This window comes from Ponticaulis koreensis DSM 19734, assembly GCF_000420665.1.
GTDB lineage: Bacteria > Pseudomonadota > Alphaproteobacteria > Caulobacterales > Hyphomonadaceae > Ponticaulis > Ponticaulis koreensis.
In genome coordinates, this window is sequence record NZ_ATVJ01000003.1 from 251,583 (window position 1) to 267,960 (window position 16,378).

18 protein-coding genes are annotated in these 16,378 nt (G+C 55.8%); 9 read left to right on the forward strand and 9 right to left on the reverse strand.

Going from position 1 to position 16,378, the window contains the following annotated elements; all coding sequences use genetic code 11:
• Positions 1-85: 85 nt before the first annotated feature.
• Together G523_RS21065 and G523_RS0116215 are read right to left on the reverse strand one after the other, a co-directional pair.
• Entirely contained in the window at positions 86-241 is a 156-nt protein-coding gene (locus G523_RS21065; RefSeq protein ID WP_155802860.1) for a hypothetical protein, read from the reverse strand.
• A 116-nt stretch (positions 242-357) separates the two neighbouring features.
• Complete coding sequence (locus tag G523_RS0116215) at positions 358-2,838, reverse strand: M1 family metallopeptidase (RefSeq protein WP_022696118.1); 2,481 nt, start codon at positions 2,836-2,838, stop codon at positions 358-360.
• 215 nt (positions 2,839-3,053) lie between these two features.
• Here G523_RS0116215 and G523_RS0116220 point away from each other — a divergent pair, with 215 nt between their 5' ends.
• The 5 genes from G523_RS0116220 (at position 3,054) to G523_RS0116240 (ending at position 7,891) form a co-directional block, all read left to right on the forward strand.
• Positions 3,054-3,974: a hypothetical protein gene (locus tag G523_RS0116220; protein WP_022696119.1), complete on the forward strand. Its 921-nt coding sequence runs from the start codon at positions 3,054-3,056 to the stop codon at positions 3,972-3,974.
• A gap of 84 nt (positions 3,975-4,058) precedes the next feature.
• Positions 4,059-5,468, forward strand: coding sequence for a UDP-N-acetylmuramate--L-alanine ligase (gene murC / locus G523_RS0116225; RefSeq protein ID WP_022696120.1), 1,410 nt, complete (start codon positions 4,059-4,061; stop codon positions 5,466-5,468).
• Positions 5,468-6,409, forward strand: a complete 942-nt coding sequence (gene murB / locus G523_RS0116230; protein ID WP_022696121.1) for a UDP-N-acetylmuramate dehydrogenase — start codon at positions 5,468-5,470, stop codon at positions 6,407-6,409. The genes murC and murB overlap by 1 nt, the downstream gene beginning before the upstream one ends.
• A gap of 60 nt (positions 6,410-6,469) precedes the next feature.
• Positions 6,470-7,267: a class I SAM-dependent methyltransferase gene (locus G523_RS0116235; protein WP_022696122.1), complete on the forward strand. Its 798-nt coding sequence runs from the start codon at positions 6,470-6,472 to the stop codon at positions 7,265-7,267.
• Positions 7,268-7,303: 36 nt separating this feature from the next.
• A complete protein-coding gene (locus G523_RS0116240; protein WP_022696123.1) occupies positions 7,304-7,891 on the forward strand; it encodes a hypothetical protein in 588 nt (195 codons plus the stop codon).
• Positions 7,892-7,900: 9 nt separating this feature from the next.
• On the opposite strand, the gene G523_RS0116245 is transcribed toward G523_RS0116240, so the two are convergent.
• Together G523_RS0116245 and G523_RS0116250 are read right to left on the reverse strand one after the other, a co-directional pair.
• Positions 7,901-9,364 (reverse strand): RimK family protein, encoded by a 1,464-nt coding sequence (locus tag G523_RS0116245; protein ID WP_022696124.1) that lies wholly within the window; start codon positions 9,362-9,364, stop codon positions 7,901-7,903.
• The gene (locus G523_RS0116250) at positions 9,361-9,831 is read right to left on the reverse strand and encodes a GNAT family N-acetyltransferase (protein ID WP_022696125.1); all 471 of its coding nucleotides are present in this window, start codon (positions 9,829-9,831) and stop codon (positions 9,361-9,363) included. Before G523_RS0116250 ends, G523_RS0116245 begins: the two co-directional genes overlap by 4 nt.
• Positions 9,832-9,997: 166 nt before the next feature.
• Here G523_RS0116250 and G523_RS0116255 point away from each other — a divergent pair, with 166 nt between their 5' ends.
• Entirely contained in the window at positions 9,998-10,834 is an 837-nt protein-coding gene (locus G523_RS0116255) for a hypothetical protein (protein ID WP_022696126.1), read from the forward strand.
• Here the strand turns inward: G523_RS0116255 and G523_RS19750 are convergent.
• The 4 genes from G523_RS19750 to G523_RS0116275 form a co-directional block, all read right to left on the reverse strand.
• Entirely contained in the window at positions 10,831-11,349 is a 519-nt protein-coding gene (locus G523_RS19750; protein ID WP_022696127.1) for a SixA phosphatase family protein, read from the reverse strand. The two genes, G523_RS0116255 and G523_RS19750, sit on opposite strands and share 4 nt — an antisense overlap.
• 144 nt (positions 11,350-11,493) lie before the next feature.
• Entirely contained in the window at positions 11,494-11,937 is a 444-nt protein-coding gene (locus G523_RS0116265; RefSeq protein ID WP_022696128.1) for a hypothetical protein, read from the reverse strand.
• A gap of 11 nt (positions 11,938-11,948) precedes the next feature.
• On the reverse strand, positions 11,949-12,254 hold the full coding sequence (locus tag G523_RS19755; protein ID WP_022696129.1) for a rod-binding protein: 306 nt from the start codon (positions 12,252-12,254) through the stop codon (positions 11,949-11,951).
• Positions 12,255-12,256: 2 nt separating this feature from the next.
• Entirely contained in the window at positions 12,257-13,369 is a 1,113-nt protein-coding gene (locus tag G523_RS0116275; RefSeq protein ID WP_022696130.1) for a flagellar basal body P-ring protein FlgI, read from the reverse strand.
• Between the two features lie 140 nt (positions 13,370-13,509).
• Between G523_RS0116275 and G523_RS0116280 the strand changes: the two genes are divergently transcribed.
• The 3 genes from G523_RS0116280 (at position 13,510) to G523_RS0116290 (ending at position 15,332) form a co-directional block, all read left to right on the forward strand.
• Positions 13,510-13,947 carry a flagellar assembly protein FliX gene (locus tag G523_RS0116280; RefSeq protein ID WP_022696131.1) on the forward strand — a complete coding sequence of 146 codons (438 nt, stop codon included), beginning with the start codon at positions 13,510-13,512 and terminating at the stop codon, positions 13,945-13,947.
• 96 nt (positions 13,948-14,043) lie between these two features.
• Positions 14,044-14,460 (forward strand): RNA polymerase-binding protein DksA, encoded by a 417-nt coding sequence (gene dksA, locus G523_RS0116285; protein ID WP_022696132.1) that lies wholly within the window; start codon positions 14,044-14,046, stop codon positions 14,458-14,460.
• 80 nt (positions 14,461-14,540) lie between these two features.
• Positions 14,541-15,332, forward strand: coding sequence for a thioesterase family protein (locus G523_RS0116290; RefSeq protein WP_022696133.1), 792 nt, complete (start codon positions 14,541-14,543; stop codon positions 15,330-15,332).
• 303 nt (positions 15,333-15,635) lie between these two features.
• Here G523_RS0116290 and flgH read toward each other — a convergent pair whose 3' ends face one another.
• Positions 15,636-16,376: a flagellar basal body L-ring protein FlgH gene (flgH, locus tag G523_RS0116295; RefSeq protein WP_022696134.1), complete on the reverse strand. Its 741-nt coding sequence runs from the start codon at positions 16,374-16,376 to the stop codon at positions 15,636-15,638.
• Positions 16,377-16,378 lie beyond the last annotated feature (2 nt).

The window sequence follows — 16,378 nt, forward strand, 5'->3', positions numbered from 1 at the left end:
TCCAAGTGTTAAAATTTTTAACACATTGGAAAGAAGCGAGTCATCCAAAGCTTATGGTAAACGAGGGATTAAAACGAGTTTTGCACTATTTTCCGCGTACGGCGTGCTTTCTGAGCACACTCAGTGCGTCGCGAAGATCCGTGCCCGGCATAAGAACGAGTTCTTGCGGAGATGCTGCGTCGCTGTCGTTTGCGACACGCGCTCTGTGCTTGTTTCGCGCCTGAACCTGCCTTTGAGACATGTGTCTTCTCCTTCGCGAAGAAGGTCGCGCTGGCCGGTTAAGGAAGGCCTAAATGCACCAGAAGCAAAAAACGCCGGACACATGGCCCGGCGTTTTCTGGATGATTTGGGAAGCGCTTACTCAGCTGTTGCTGCTTCGGCTTCTGTTTCTCCGCCTTCTTCCTCGTCGTCAGTATCAAGCTCGGTCGTGATGTCGTGCATGATGTCGCGACGTTCGAAGTTGAAGCCACGGCTCGGGCTGTAAGCTTCGATGCGGGATGGCATGATCTGGCGCGGGAAGCTGTTGTTTGTGATGTCAGCGTCAGCAGTTTCCCACTGAGGGTCGACAGTCACCTGAACTAGTTCCTGATCACGGTCGAAGACCAGCAGCTTACGTACGTTGTGTACGTTACGACGCCAGATTTCAGCAGGGATGTACATGCGCTCTTCTGTGCCGTCAGCAAACTCGAGACCGAGAATGATTGGCATAACGAGCCCGCCTACGTTGGAGAACTCGAGAACATAGTAGTTCTTGTCTTCTTCAACAGCGCGTTCGAACGCTGTGCGCTCCCAGTCCTCAAGGCCTTCGAGCCATGAATTGTACTGGTTGCGCTCACGGTTTGTGACCGTGTAGATGGAGTTGTCGTCGTAGAAGTCACGAACGTCAGGGAAGCGATCGACCCAGAGCTCCAGGCCTTCTTCTTGGTTCAGCTGAACACCGATTGGCGTCGGCTTGTCCGCATTTTCCTGCTCACGACGGGCGAAGTCGATGTCAGGATTTTCTGTGTCGATGCGGAGCTGGTAGACCATGTCGAGAGAGATATCGACGTGATCGGTCGTGTAGAACCAGCCGCGCCAGAACCAGTCGAGATCAACGCCGGACGCTTCTTCCATAGTGCGGAAGAAATCGGATGGTGTCGGACGACGGAACTGCCAGCGACGCGCATACTCACGGAATGCGAAGTCGAACAGCTCACGGCCAAGGATCGTGTCACGCAGAATGTGAAGCGCTGCGGACGGCTTGCCGTAAGAGTTAGCACCGAGATTCAGAATAGAGTCTGACTGCGTCATGATCGGCACCTGATTAGATGACGTCATATAGCTTGTCAGATCGCGCGGCAGAGAGCGGTTCCACTCCATGCTCGGGTCCCACTCATAGCCTGCGACGCTGTCGAGGAAAGAGTTCAGACCTTCATCCATCCATGTCCACTGGCGCTCGTCAGAGTTGACGACCATAGGGAAGTAGATGTGGCCGATTTCGTGGATCACAACGCCAATCAGGAATTCCTTCTCTGCGCGTGTCCATGTGCGTGTGCCATCATCCTGCAGTGTTGTGCGTGGCCCGTTGAAAGTGATCATCGGGTATTCCATGCCGCCAACAGGACCGTTTACTGACTGTGCTGTCGGGTATGGATAGTCGAACGACATGCGAGAATAGACATCCATTGTGTGGATGACGGACGCTGTTGAATACAGTTCCCAGAGCTCGCCGCCTTCTTTCGGGTAGAAAGACATCGCCATGACAACGTCATGCTCTGCGCCCGGCTGTGGGTGGCCTTGCGCATCCCATGCGAATTTACGCGACGATGCCCATGCGAAGTCACGCACATTCTCGGCGCTAAAGCGCCATGTGACGTTACCTGTCGGGTTTGAGCTCTCGTTTGCGAGTGCTTCTTCAGGCGTAACGACGAATACCGGACGTTCAGCCGTACGGGCTTCACGCAGACGTTCGCGTTGAACAGGTGTCAGAACCTGGTTCGGGTTCTGTAGCTCGCCTGTCGCGGACACGATGTGGTCGTTAGGAACCGTGATGGCGACGTCATAGTCACCAAATTCCAGTGTGAACTCGCCGCGGCCAAGGAATTCCTTGTTGTGCCAGCCTTCGAAGTCCGAGTAGGCGACCATGCGCGGGAACCACTGCGCGATCAGGAAGATGTCATTACCACCTTCGCGCTCGTCGTCAGGGAAGTGCTCATAGCCTGAACGAGCAGACACAGCGTCTTCTTCAACAATGTTGAATGCGAAGTCGATTTCAAATGCCGTTGACTGATCCGGACGCAGTGCGCGCGGCAGGTCGATGCGCATCAGCGTGCCGACGATTGTGTATGGCAGCGCGTTGCCGCGTGTATCGGTTACAGAATTGATCTGATAGCCGTACTCGTTATCAGCCATTGCTTGCTGACGACGCAGCTCGCCCATTGAAAGGCGTGTCGGGTCGTCCAGTCCACCTGCGGATACAGCTGGTCCACGACGGCCTGCGCCACCGAAATCCTGAGCGACATTCGCGATCGAGTCAGAGCGGAAAATGTTCTGGTCGAGCTGAAGCCAGAGGAAGTTCAGCGTGTCCGGGGAGTTGTTGTAATATGTGACGGTCTGGGTCGCGGTGAGGCGGCGCGCCTCTTCGTCCAGAACCACGTCAATGTCATAATCGGCTTCCTGCTGCCAGTATTGGTGGCCCGGTGCACCGGAAGCGTTACGATAGACGTTTGGAGTTGGAAGAACTTCGTCGAGCTGACGGAAGCGGTCTTCAAAGTTACCGACGGTTTGCTGGATGCCCTGTCCAGCTGCCGTCCCCGTTATGAGGAGAGACGCCACCACAGCGCCGAAAGTTCTGATCATATTTTTCCCAATCCTTGGAATATCGCCCCCGATATTCCGCTTCTAACCCACAGTGCGCATCTTCATGCCACGCCGAGGGAAAACTGCAATGATATGTCACCGGGGCATGAAGACAATGAACAATATTTAATCTTCTCACCTGTTCGGGGGATTGGCCTTCAATCAAGCCAGCGTAGGGTGAGCAAAGGAATTTACGTATTTCCGGGAGCTGCCAGATGTCATTCTTGATCCGAACCCTGACAATCGCTGCAACAACTGCATTTGTTCAATTGAGCGGCATTGCTGCAGCCCAGTCGGCGCCCGACTCCTATTTTGATTATGCGCTGTCCTCCTTTGAGAATGGACAAACGACCGAAGCGCTCAATGCGCTGAAGACAGGCTGCATACAGGGAACAGAGAGCGGCTATCAGCTCATGTGTGGTGCTGTGCTCGACTACTATGAGAACGGCACAACCGGTTTTCGTGTTGAACCGGACAGTGCCCAACATGACGGTGACCCTGAAGCCTTCCGTCGGCACGCCACAGATATTTGTCAAAGCGGTTATACCAATGCGTGTAGCCGTCTGGCGCGCGCAGCACCGGGCTTGGCCACCAACACGGCAACTGCCGCAGACGCGTATTACACGGCTTGTGAAAACGGTGATGCAGATTCGTGCGCTCTGAACGGATATAACTGGATGGACGGTTCGTACGGCTCGGTGAACCTTCAGCGTGCCCGTCAGGCCTTCGTTATGGGCTGTGATCTTGTTGATGCCTTGTCCTGCCGCCAGCTCGCCGACCTGATGATCACCAATCGCGGCGGATCGGTAAACCCGGAAATCGCAATGCTCGCCAATGATCTGTCGTGTCCCGAAGACCTCGCTTTGGCTGATGCGACTTACTGCCTGGATGCGGCCGGCTTTGCGGCGACACATGGCGCTGGCGACGTTCAGAGCGTACGAACAATTATGCGGTATCTGTCGACCGCTTGTGATCTGAGAAGCGCTGAAGGGTGCCTGCAGTTTTCCCGCGTGTCAGAAGCGTATGTAGCGGACAATCTTCCAGCTGGATCAGATCTCGCCAGAGATATGCTGGAGCTTGCTGCCGACAGTCGCCGTCTGGCTTGTACCTATAGCAATGGGCAAGCTTGTAAGTGATTTGAACTCCGCCATTTCGGAATCGTGAAAGCTGGTCTATCAAGCCAAACTCTGAACACATCTGTCTGATTGGCTTGGCTTTCTATGCGTAACCCATCTCCTTTTGAACTCGGCCCTGTGCATTTTGTCGGTATTGGCGGCATCGGCATGTCGGGCATCGCAGAAGTCATGCTGAACCTCGGATACGAGGTGCAGGGCTCGGATATTCGCTCTAACGCCAATGTTGAACGCCTCAGCGCGCTCGGCGCGACTGTGCATATCGGTCACAAGCCGGAAAATGTACGCGGGGCAGGGGCGGTCGTGATTTCTACCGCCATTAAGTCCGGCAACCCGGAAGTCGATACAGCGCGCGCCATGGCCATTCCCGTCGTGCGCCGCGCAGACATGCTGGCTGAGCTTATCCGCCTGAAATGGACGGTCGCGATTGCGGGTACGCACGGCAAGACGACAACAACCTCAATGGTTTCAGCACTTCTGGATGGTGCGGGCATCGACCCGACCGTTATCAATGGCGGCGTAATCAATGCCTATGGCTCCAACGCCAAGCTCGGCGCGGGCGACTGGATGGTCGTTGAGGCGGACGAGAGCGACGGCACCTTTACCAAGCTGCGTTCCACCATTGCTATCGTCACCAATATCGATCCGGAGCACATGGACCATTATGGCGATATGGATAAGCTCCGCGCCGCCTTTGATACTTTTGTTGAGAATATCCCGTTTTACGGCTTTGCGGTCCTCTGTACCGATCATCCTGAAGTCCAGTCGCTGGCTGCGCGCGTCTCAGACCGTCGGCGGATCACATATGGCTTTAACCCGCAGGCAGACATCCGCGCACTGAACCTGCGTACCGACGCTGACGGCGTTCATTTCGATCTGGCGATCCGCTCGCGTATCGGGAATGCTCATACGATTTCAGACATGCTGCTGCCGATGGCTGGCCGCCATAACGTTCTGAATGCGTTGGCGGCGATTGCTGTCGCGCTGGAGCTGGGCGCTGAAGCTGATGGCATTCGCTCTTCTCTTTCCCGTTTTGGCGGTGTAAAACGTCGCTTCACCAAGGTGGGCGAGTGGAATGGTGTCACCATCATTGATGATTATGGCCATCACCCGGTCGAGATTGAAGCGGTCCTGAGAGCGGCGCGCGACATGCAGGGCGATAAGCGCGTCATCGCTGTGGCCCAGCCTCACCGTTACTCCCGTCTCAAAACGCATTTTGAAGAGTTCAGCACATGCTTCAACGAGGCTGACTCCGTGATCATCACGCCTGTCTATCCGGCCGGTGAAAGCCCGATTGAAGGGATTGACCATGAAGCGCTTTCCAAAAGCCTTCTCGTGCACGGTCACCGCCAGACGCAGGCGATTGAAGACATTGATGCTCTGCCTGCAACGCTGAAAAGTATGGTCGAGCCAGGTGATATGATTGTTTGCCTTGGCGCAGGTGATATCACGGCCCATGCTGCTAAGCTGGCTGAGAAGCTGGGGGCTCTGGACTAGTGGAGCTTAAAGCCGACCAATTCACCGTTCGCGGCAAGCTGATCGAGAACGCACCGCTTGCGCCCTACACATGGTTCCGCGTCGGCGGACCGGCAGACCTGTTCTTTATCCCGGCGGACGAAGACGATCTGTCTGACTTTCTGAAACAGCTGCCGGAAGACGTGCCGGTGACGACGCTGGGTGTGGGTTCTAACATCATCATTCGCGATGGCGGTGTTGAAGGCGTAGTGATCCGTCTGGCCGGTGGCTATTGGGGCCAGATCGAGCAGATGAACGCAACGACACTGTTTGCGCGGTCCGGTTCGCTTGATCTCTCGGTTGCGCGGTTTGCGGCGAAATCCGGCATTGCGGGCCTCTCCTTCCTGTCCGGCATTCCAGGCTCCATTGGCGGGGCAATGCGCACCAATGCGGGCTGTTATGGCAAGGAGCTCAAAGACGTTCTTAATCAGGTCGAGGTGATCGACCGTAAGGGTGAGAAGCATGTCTTTCAGGGCGAGCTGGTCGACTATGGCTATCCGAAGGTCGGGTTCAGCTATCGCCACACTGATTTTCCAACAGACCTCATTGTCACCGGCGCGCTTCTGAGCGGCGACGATGTCGGCGACCCTGAAACGCTCAAGGCAGAGATTGAAGCCCATCAGGCACGTCGTGCAGAGACCCAGCCCATTAAGGATAAGACTTCAGGTTCCACCTTTGCGAATCCAGATCCGCCGGGCACGCCAGACCAGCGTTCTGCCTGGAAGCTGATCGATGCCGCAGGCTGCCGCGGGCTTCGCGTTGGCGGAGCGCAGGTCTCGGAAAAGCACTGCAATTTCTTAATCAATACGGGCGATGCTCGCGCCAGTGATCTCGAAGCGCTGGGCGAACTTGTCCGCGCACGGGTTCTCGAAACAAGCGGGGTCGAATTGCGCTGGGAAGTCAGGCGTATCGGCCGGTATTAAGTTGGGTTGCTCGAAGGTGGACTTTCCTGAGCAGCTCGGCCGGGCAAGAAGGTAGGAACGATGTCTTACACCTCCCCAACTCTCGAATTTTCACTCGATATTCTGAACGGCGCTGAGTTCGACCTCACGAAAACCTATGGCAAGGGCGAGACCGAGCGCTGCGTTGAGACGCCATGGGCTGCCGAAACGCTCGCCAAAGCGACACGTGTTCTGGATATCGGCCTTGCCATGTCGCACCCTGATTATCTCGGCCTGTTGATGGGCTTCCTCGAGAAGGGCGGCAAGATCGAAGCGGCAGATATTATCCGGCCAGAGCGCGTCCAGTCGCGCTATCCGGAAGGCTGGCGTGACCGCATTCTGGAAATCCCTGTCCATATCGGCGATGTGCGCCAGATGGATTTCTCCGCTGACCCGTTTGACGCGATTACCTGTATCTCCACGCTGGAGCATATCGGCTTTGATGCGCCATCAGACCGCGCAGATACGGCGTTTGATCGCCCGACAGAGCTGGATGACCTTCCGGATCGCTCTGCCGATGCAGACCGTGATGCGCTCGCCGCCTTCCGTAAAGCGCTGAAGCCGGGCGGACTTCTTTGTCTGACGGTTCCGGGCGGCGTCGGTGCGACCCGCAAGATCAAAGATTCGACCGGTCGCTGGGCGGCCTATCTGGAATACGGGCCGGACACATGGCCCGCGCTCACTTCGCTTCCGGGCTTTGAGCTTGTGTCGCAGGTGGGCGTCGCTGAAGAGCCCGATGGCTGGCAAAAATGTGAACCGTTCGAGGACGTCTATCAGGCGACGGTTGGCGATAACGGCCTGCCACGTGGCTGCATTATGAGTGTTCTGAGAGCGGTTTAGCTTGCGTTATGGAGCCTCAACATTAGACTCCATAACATGCACCATGCTTTTTGTATTCTTCTGGGCATTGCGATGATCCCATGTGGCTTGCTGCTCATGGCAACTGCCACGTCTTGGAACGCTTTTGACTCGCCTTCGATCGCTTTTCCGGGCGTGATGGTGCTCTATTTCCCGATGTACCTTTGGTATCGCATGGGGCGCATGAAGAAGGACTACTTCATTCTGAGTGCGTTTGGGCTTTTCACTTTCGCTCTGGCCGCTCCGATCGTCTGGTCTATGTTTGGTGACGTGCCTGAAGATGTCGATCATGCCGTTCGGTTTTGCCTGATTGGGTTCATGATCTTCTATTACATTGCATGTCGGACCATTTCTACGGACCAGAATTTTGGTCCCGGTGACCCGCTCTTTAAGACGTTCAATATCAGGATCATGCCGTTTCAAAACCACCCGTGGGTGCCGCCGGGCGACAGGTTGAACAGGGTCGGCACAGCTCAGTCAAGTAACGAAAAAAGAAGTTGGGCGATTTCGATGTGGCCTTTCACGGTCGCGTTTCTCTATTTCGAAATGACGGGCGATAGCGACCGGGTTAAAGAGCGTGAGGCATGGCGGCGCGGCGAGGATTAGTCGCCGCGATTAAAACCCCAGACGCTGTTCCAGACGGTTCGAGAACCAGGTCAGGATTTTGCGCCAGAGTTCGTCTTTCAGAACCTGACCTTCCACATCAAAATCCATGCTTGGATTGTCGTTGATCTCGATCACGACGACGCCGTTTCCTGTATCTTTCAGGTCCACGCCATACAGCCCGTCGCCAATGAGACGCGCCGCCTTCACGGCGACGTCCACGACATTCGCAGGCACGTCTTCTATGGCGAAGGTTTTGTGCCCGCCTTCCGTCATTTTGCCGTCTTTGCCATGCTTGACGATCTGCCAGTGGCCACGCGCCATTTCATACTGACAGGCATAGATTGGCTCACCACCGAGCACGCCCACGCGCCAGTCATAGGTCGTCGGCACAAAGGATTGCGCGATCACGAGGGCGGTTTCCTCGAACATCTTTTTTGCACCGGCTTTCAGTTCGTCCAGCGTTTTGGCCTTCACCATATTCGCGCCGAATGAGCCGTCCGGCGTCTTCAGAATGACAGGCGAGCCGAGACGCGCCATGACGCCTGCAAGGTCTGTCTTTTCGTCCAGAATTTCGGTCGGCGGAATAGGCAGGCCGGCATTCTCGAGGATTTCCTTCAGATACACCTTGTTGGTGCAGCGGATCATGCTGGTCGTATCATCGATAACGGGCATGCCTTCCTGCTCGGCGCGGCGGGCGAACCGATAAGTGTAGTTGTCGATGCTCGTCGTTGCGCGAATGAACAGGGCGTCGAATTCGGAGAGGCTTGGCAGATCCGTCGGATCAATAATCTCGACTTCAATGCCCATCTTGTCTGCCACGCTGGCAAACCGCTTCATGGAGGCGTGTGAGGATGGCGGTGTCTTTTCCTTGTCATCCATCAGAATGGCGAGCGACCATTTCGCGGGCGTACGGGATTTCTCTGCTTTGACGCGGCCAGCGGTATAGGTCTCCATTGCCTTCAGGAAAAAGGCGCGTCGCTCATCCTTCAGCTTGTGCGGAGGCACAGGCCGGATGCGGGCGATGTGGAACGGCGCTTTCTTCTCGAGTTCGATTTCCAGCGCAGGTGAGCGGAACCAGTCAGACACTTCACGGGCAAGGCGCTCATATGCTTTGTCCGGTGTACGGGAAAACGCGATGAACAGCGTATCGACAGGCTCGGCGCCTTTTACGCGCGCTTCCTGCAGGCGTGCGTTCAGCTCCGGCAAAGCATGCGCGTAGAGGCTTTTCTGCGAAAGCTCTTTCATGGTGAGGATGGTCGGGCTGACACGGTGCCCACGCGCCTCGGCCAGCAAGGATGCGTAATAGCCCTCTGACTGATAGCCATAAGAGCGGGCAAGGTTCAGCACATACGGGCGACGTGCCGTGAAGAGTTTCGGATTGGTCAGATAGTCTGAAATCCGCATGACCTTATGCGGGGTTTCAGCCTGTCCAATATCGCTGAGGGACTCAACGAGGATGAGCCAGTCACTCATGCTTTCTGTTCCTGTCTGGAGGTCAGAAAGCGTTCCATGCGAACGGCATCCTCACCATCTTCATAATAAGCGACCTTGCGGTCGAACGGGACGAACCCTGCGCGTGAATAAAGCGCGATGGCGGACTCGTTTGAGGCCCGTACTTCAAGGCGTACGCGGTCGCAGTCGCGCTCGCTCGCTGCATCAATCACCGCATCGATCAAAGCGCGGCCAATGCCCGTGCCCATGGCCGTCTGATGGACCGCGATAGAGTAAAGGCGCGCCGCGCTCTGGCCCTCACGATACAGCACGATAGCGGCGCCCAGCACGGTGCGCCGCTGGGCCACGATACAGTCGCAGCTATCGCTCCGCAGCATGCGTAAAAGGCTTTGTCGTGAGATACGGTCAGCGACCGGAAAGCGCGTTTCAAGATCAAGAATGGCGCTTGCGTCTGCCGCAGTTGCGCGGCGAATAAGGGTCGGGATCAACTAGGTCTGAGTCCAACAAAATGAGGTCGCTTCAATTACTCTTTTTCGTGGGATCTGTCATTCAGATTCTGCGTGTGCGTCCGGCTGCAATCAAAGGGTGACAGACGGGCCGCAGCGCTCTTTACTAGGGGCTATTCCACTCAGGTTTTGCCCCTTCGGAGCTCAAATGAAATTCATCGCGTCTATGACTGCTGCAATCTGTCTGTCCCTGTCGGGTTTAGCGGCTTCCGCTCAGGATGACTGGGCAACGCCGGACCCTGAAATTGATGCGCTCGTTGAGGCGTGCATGGAGCAGGAAGGCGTTGACTTTCTGCCGGATACAGATGTCATCTGCTACAACTCTGCGATCTTTCCGGAAGAGTTTCTGAAGCTGAATGATCTTGGTCCTGCCAGCCGAATTGTCATCACAAGCCCGGGCGGTAATGTCGTCACTGCGCGGGGCATGAGCACCATTCTGGATAATCGCGGCGAGCCTGCCATCATTGCGGGGCCGTGCATGTCCGCCTGCGCGATGGTCATCCTGCCGGGTCTGGATGAAGTCTATATCCACCGCACAGCCCATATCGGCATTCACGGCATCACCATGATCCCGTTCGGGCGCTGGTATGGCTGGCTGGAAGACGATGCAGAGCCGAACCAGTTCGCTATTGTGACTGCGCAGATGGGCTATAATTTCGACTTCTCAATGCACTCGTCCGGTACAACGCAAATGCGTGCGCATCTGGAAGGGCAGGGGATTGATGTCGATTATATCGATGTGATGTCAGACCTGATGGAGGCGGATGCCCGCGCTTACACAAGCTGCCGTGTCGATGTGAAGGACTATTGGGGCATTGTCGATGCAGACCATATCCGCACCTATCTGGGCGATCAGGTCACCGGTATGGAGCGCTTTGTGCAGTACTGGTCCGACCCTGTGAATGAGGGCTATCAGCGCTGGGGGCAGCCAATCTCAGAGCGCACTTATATCATGCAGCGCAACTTTGAGGCGGCGGACTGCTAAGCGTCTGTCAGTGATTTCGGATTGAAGAATTCGGAGAGTTCAAAGTTATAGACGTTGAACGGGTCGTCTTCTTTGGCGGTGAAGACCGCCACAGAGGCTGTCGGGAATTTGACGCGTAGCTGCTGGGCGGCGCCAGAGTTTTTGAACCCGCCAAACTCTGTCAGGCGTAGCGCCAGATCGTGAATGCCCGGGTTATGGCCGACCACCGCCACACAGGCATGATCGGGAATGTTTTCCAGGCAGGACGCGATTTCTTCCGGCTCTGCCAGATAGAGCATATCGCTGAACGCATGGGGAAGCTGACCGAAGACTTTCTGGATTTCTGCAAATGTCTCGCGCGTGCGGCGTGCGGTGGACACCAGCACATAATCCGGCGTCAGGCCCATGGATTTCAGCTGGATGCTGATCGCCTGAGCATCTTCATGACCACGCTCCGTCAGCTTGCGAGATTCATCCGTACCGGTTTCGGCATAGGGCTCGGTTTTGGCATGTCGGATGAGTATCAGCTTCTGCATGGACGGTGTTTTAATCTGTATTTTCTGAATTTGGAAACCGAATTCGTAAAAAGCCCGCCACGGTGATTACGAGGCGGGCATTCGATCAGATGTATTCTTCAGGCTGAAAAATCAATCAGCATGCAGTGTATTAATGTCGGCAAATCATGCGCGTGCATTCACGGCAATGCCTGACGCGCGGGTTTTGCCGGACGTTTTGCCGTGTGCGCCATAGCCCTGAGGGCCATTCGTTTCTGCAGCAACTTCACGTGCAATATTCTCGACAAGGCCCTCTGTGATTTCGCGCATGGCGGTCAGTGCCTTGTTGTGTTCTGCCAGAATGGACTGGAATGTGCGCACCCGCTCGAAGAGGATTTTGCGAAGGTTGGCATTGGCTGCGACGAGCGCGTCAGGCGTACGCGCAAGATCGGTCATTTCGAGGCGATATGTGTGCGCCAGCTGTTCTTTCTCATTCCAGTCGGTGGAAGAGGCGTCCAGCTTGCGCGCTTTGAGTGCTGCGATTTCCGCGGTCATCAGCTCGCTCAGTCGTTCGGTGACAGAGATAAGCTGTTCGATACGGTCATTAATGTCGTGTGCAGCAATGGTCATCTGAGTTCTCCCTAGTCCGTCAGACCCTGCATGCGCAGGATTTCCGAATAGACCTGATCAGCAAGGCCGATCCCGCCCTGAGCAGCCATTTCATTGGCATATTGTTCGACCAGCATTGGCCGGAAAGCGCGTTCCGCTTCGCCGCCACCGGTTAAGCCGTCCGTCTCCAGCGCTTCAAACATCGGCGCGAGCATTTGCGAGATGAACATGGCTTCGAATTCTTCAGCGATTTCGCGCGCAGCTTCGCGCGTCTGCACATTGCTGACATTCGGCATGTTGCGCGGCGTGGTGGATGCGATGGTTTCGAGTTCGTTCATGGCTACATTACCTCGATATCAGCCTGAAGCGCGCCGGAGGCTTTCAAGGCTTGCAGGATAGAGATCATGTCACGTGGTGTGACGCCGAGTGCATTCAGCCCGTCGACCAGATCGCGCAGCGGAACGCCGCCTTCGAGCATGGCAAGGCCTGTGCCGTCTTCCAGAACCTCAACACCGCTCTGTGGAACGACGGTGGTTTCGCCATCGGAGAACGGGGCAGGCTGGCTGACAGCGGGTTGTTCTGAAATCTGGATAGTCAGATTGCCCTGAGCAATCGCGACCGTTGAGACGCGGACATTCTCGCCCATGACAATGACGCCAGACGCTTCGTCGATTACGATACGGGCTGGCTGGTCCGGTTCAACAACGAGGTTTTCAATCTCGGTGATGAGCGTCGTCATATCCATGCTTGGCGGACGCACAATTCGAACCGTGCCAGAGTCTTCGGCCGTCGCCAGATCCATGCCCATATAAGCGTTGATCGCGACCGCGATGCGCTGGGATGTTGTGAAGTCCGGATTACGGAGCGACAGGCGCAGCGTGCTCTGATTGGCAAGGTTGAAGCCGATTTCGCGCTCTATCAGCGCGCCATTCGGGATGCGGCCAATTGTTGGAACATTGCGGATGACCGATGTGCCGCTATCGCCGCTGGCTGCGAAGCCGCCGGCAGCAACAGGGCCCTGACCGACTGCATAGACCTGGCCGTCGGCACCGAGAAGCGGCGTGACGAGCAGAATGCCGCCGGACAGAGAACTTGCATCACCAAGGCTGGACACGCTCACATCCATGCGTGAGCCGTTTGTCGCAAACGGTGGAAGGTTTGCCGTGACCATGACCGCGGCCACATTTCGTGTATTGAGGTTCTGGTCACGTGTATTCACGCCGAGACGCTCGAGCATCGCTTCAAGGCTCTGGCGCGTGAAGGGAGAGTTCCGCAGTGAGTCTCCGGTGCCGTTCAGGCCGACAACAAGGCCGTAACCGATGAGCTGGTTTTCACGGACGCCTTCAACATCTGTAATATCTTTCAGGCGTGATGCAGCGTCCGCAGGCGGCAGCAAAAATGCAGCTATGCCAAGGCAAAGCGCTGAAAAACCGGATACAAAAGATTGGCGCATACTCGAAACCCCATTGGATTTGAGTAAAATTTATCAGTGCCACCCCAAGAAACGGTTAACGCCTCTTTCACCAAAGCGTATGCATAACTGTTTCTTAACGAACGGAGCAGTGCTGCGTTCGGGCTTCGGAGTTTGTGGTTATGCGTATCGAAAAGACGCGGTCTACACAGGCATCACGTGCGAGCGGAAAATCATCTGCTGGCGGTGATGGCGCTGCATTTTCTCAGGCTCTTGGTGGTTCGACAGCTGCAACACCGGTCAGCACAACCGGCGGCACGTTGGGCGTCGGTTCTGTGGCTGCGCTCATGGCGCTGCAGGGCGCAGAAGATCCATTAGAGCGTCGTCGCAAGGCCGAAAGGCGCGGCCGTCAGCTATTGGAAGGCCTCGACCGTCTCAAAATAGACCTGTTAGAGGGCGGAAACGCTGGCCCGACACTTGCACGCCTCAAAGATGCGCTCGAATCGGAGCGCGCGCAGAGTGACGATCAGGAGCTGGAATCCATCATTGATCAGATTGAACTGCGGGTAGAAGTAGAACTGGCGAAACTCGAAACTGCACAACGCAGAAGCAATCTCTGATTATTCACAGCTTTTACTTTCTATTCACTAATTGAATCTGAACAACATAAGGGATATAGAGCCTGCGAATAATCTGCCCTGCATCGGGAGTCGAGTATGAGTTCGATTGATCTAGAAGGCTACAAACCAGCTGCTGACGAAGAGTTCATGAACGAACGTCAGATGGCTTACTTCCGGAAAAAACTGGAAGACTGGAAGCAGGATATCATTGACGGGTCGAAGACCACGATTGGTAATCTGCAGGAAGACTCAGCGTCTCTTCCGGACCTCGTGGACCGCGCGTCTGCCGAGAGCGATAAAGCGCTGGAACTTCGTACGCGTGACCGCCAGCGCAAGCTGATCAACAAGATTGATGCTGCGATCCGCCGAATTGATGACGGCACGTATGGCTATTGTGAGATGACCGGTGATCCAATCTCTCTTGGTCGTCTGGAAGCACGTCCTACAGCGACACTGTCCCTGGAAGCTCAGGAAGCTCATGAGCGTAACGAGAAGACACTCCGGGACGACTGATCTTACGGCCAGAAAATAAAAATCAAATGGCCCGCCTTCTATAAGATGGCGGGCTTTCTTTTGGGGAGAGATACGCCAGCATGATTAGCTTTGCAGATTTGGTCCGTGATTTTCAAACGGGCGGCGAAAACGGCCTCAGCTTTGATGCGCCGGAAAGCTGGGCGCAGGGGCGCACACTCTATGGCGGTTTGTCTGCCGCACTCTGTCATGTGAGCGCGCGAGAAACGCTTGAGATCGACAAGCCGATCAAATCTGCAGTTGTCGCATTCGTGGGGCCGTCGTCGGGACATCTGACAGGAGAGGCCGCACTGATGCGCCAGGGCAAATCCACGATTATGATGGATGCTACTCTGCACGGAGAAAGGGGCATCGGTACGAAGACCTTGCTGGTCTATGGCGATGACCGCGATAGCAAGCTCGACCAGTCCGGCCTCGTATGTTCCAATGCTCCGCCACCCGAAGACTGCGAACCTTTCTGGGGGGAACGTAAGCCGGCCAATTTTGCCCGCAATTTCGAAATCCGTCGTGCGGGTGGGCTTAAACCTATGGGCGGAGAAGAGCGGGGCGACATGCTGGTCTGGGTGCGCCATGCAACCGAAACAGGCGCTGACCATACAGCAGCGCTTCTGGCGCTCGCGGATGTCATACCACCCGCTTGTTTTACGATGATGGAAGAGGGTGCGCCGGTCAGCACTGTGACATGGTCGCTGGAGTTTCTGCGCTCTGATATTGAGGTCGGCAATGAGTGGTTTCTGCTGAGCTCAGTCGCCGAGCATACGGCGCACGGTTATTCAAGCCAGGCTATGTATATGTGGGACCGTCAGGGGCGTCCTGTCATCGCTTCGCGCCAGAGCGTAACGGTTTTCTTCTAGGGAAGACTGGTCCGGATGTAAGTGCGGCGGTCTCTCAATGGGACCGCCGCTTACACCCAACGCTCGGCGTTGCCCGCCAGCAGGTATAGTATTACGCTGAGAAAGAAAACAGGCGGTTACCACGAAGTTTTCAAAAGGTTACTTTGAAAGAAAACTTCTTACTGATTCTGTTTACCATAGTAATGATTTCGAAGAACAAATAAAAAGCCCGGCAGATATTTCCTGCCGGGCAATTTGTGCCGGTAATGATTTCCGGCTGGTGTGTTCTTGATAATTCCTGCCGTGTGTGTGCAGGTGTCTGCTCTAGAATGGCAGAATGGAATTTGCGACACGCTGGCCAACACGCGGGCGCTGAACTGAGCTCAGATCGCCGCGACCGCCATATGAGATGCGCGCTTCAGCAATTTGGGTGTGCTGGATTGTGTTGGTCGCGGAAATGTCTTCAGGGCGGATCACGCCGGAGATGATGAGTTCCCGCACTTCAGAGTTCACGCGCACTTCCTGAGATCCTGCAATCACAAAATTGCCGTTCGGAAGAACATTTGTGATAACCGCCGCGACGGACATCTGGATGTTTTCGGACCGGTTGACCGTGCCAACCCCCTGCGAGGAGCTTGTCGAGCTTGTGCCGAGACCTGTTCCGAGGTTGTCAGTGCCTGGAAGGAAGCGCTCGATAGGTTGTTCAAGGCCAAACAGACCAGTAACCGCGGCATCCTGGCTGCCAGTGCGGCTAGTCGAGGTCGAATTGTTCAGCGTGGCTGTGTCTGTGATGTTGATATCCACGGTCAGGATATCGCCAACCAGACTTGCGCGGTGGTCGTTGAAGAAGCCCGTCGCGCCTGTGCGCCAGAGCGAGTTCATCGAGGAATCGTCAGCAATTGGCGGCGGCGTTGGTGCTGAAACCGGCATCGCGCCCACAATCATCTGCGGATTCGTGATCGGCGTCAGCTGGGGCTCCTGAACAGCGTCGCTGACGGTGGCGCAGGCTGCAAGGCTGGCTGCGAGCGCAATCACTGCGAACGGACGGGAAGCTTTCTGAAACATGA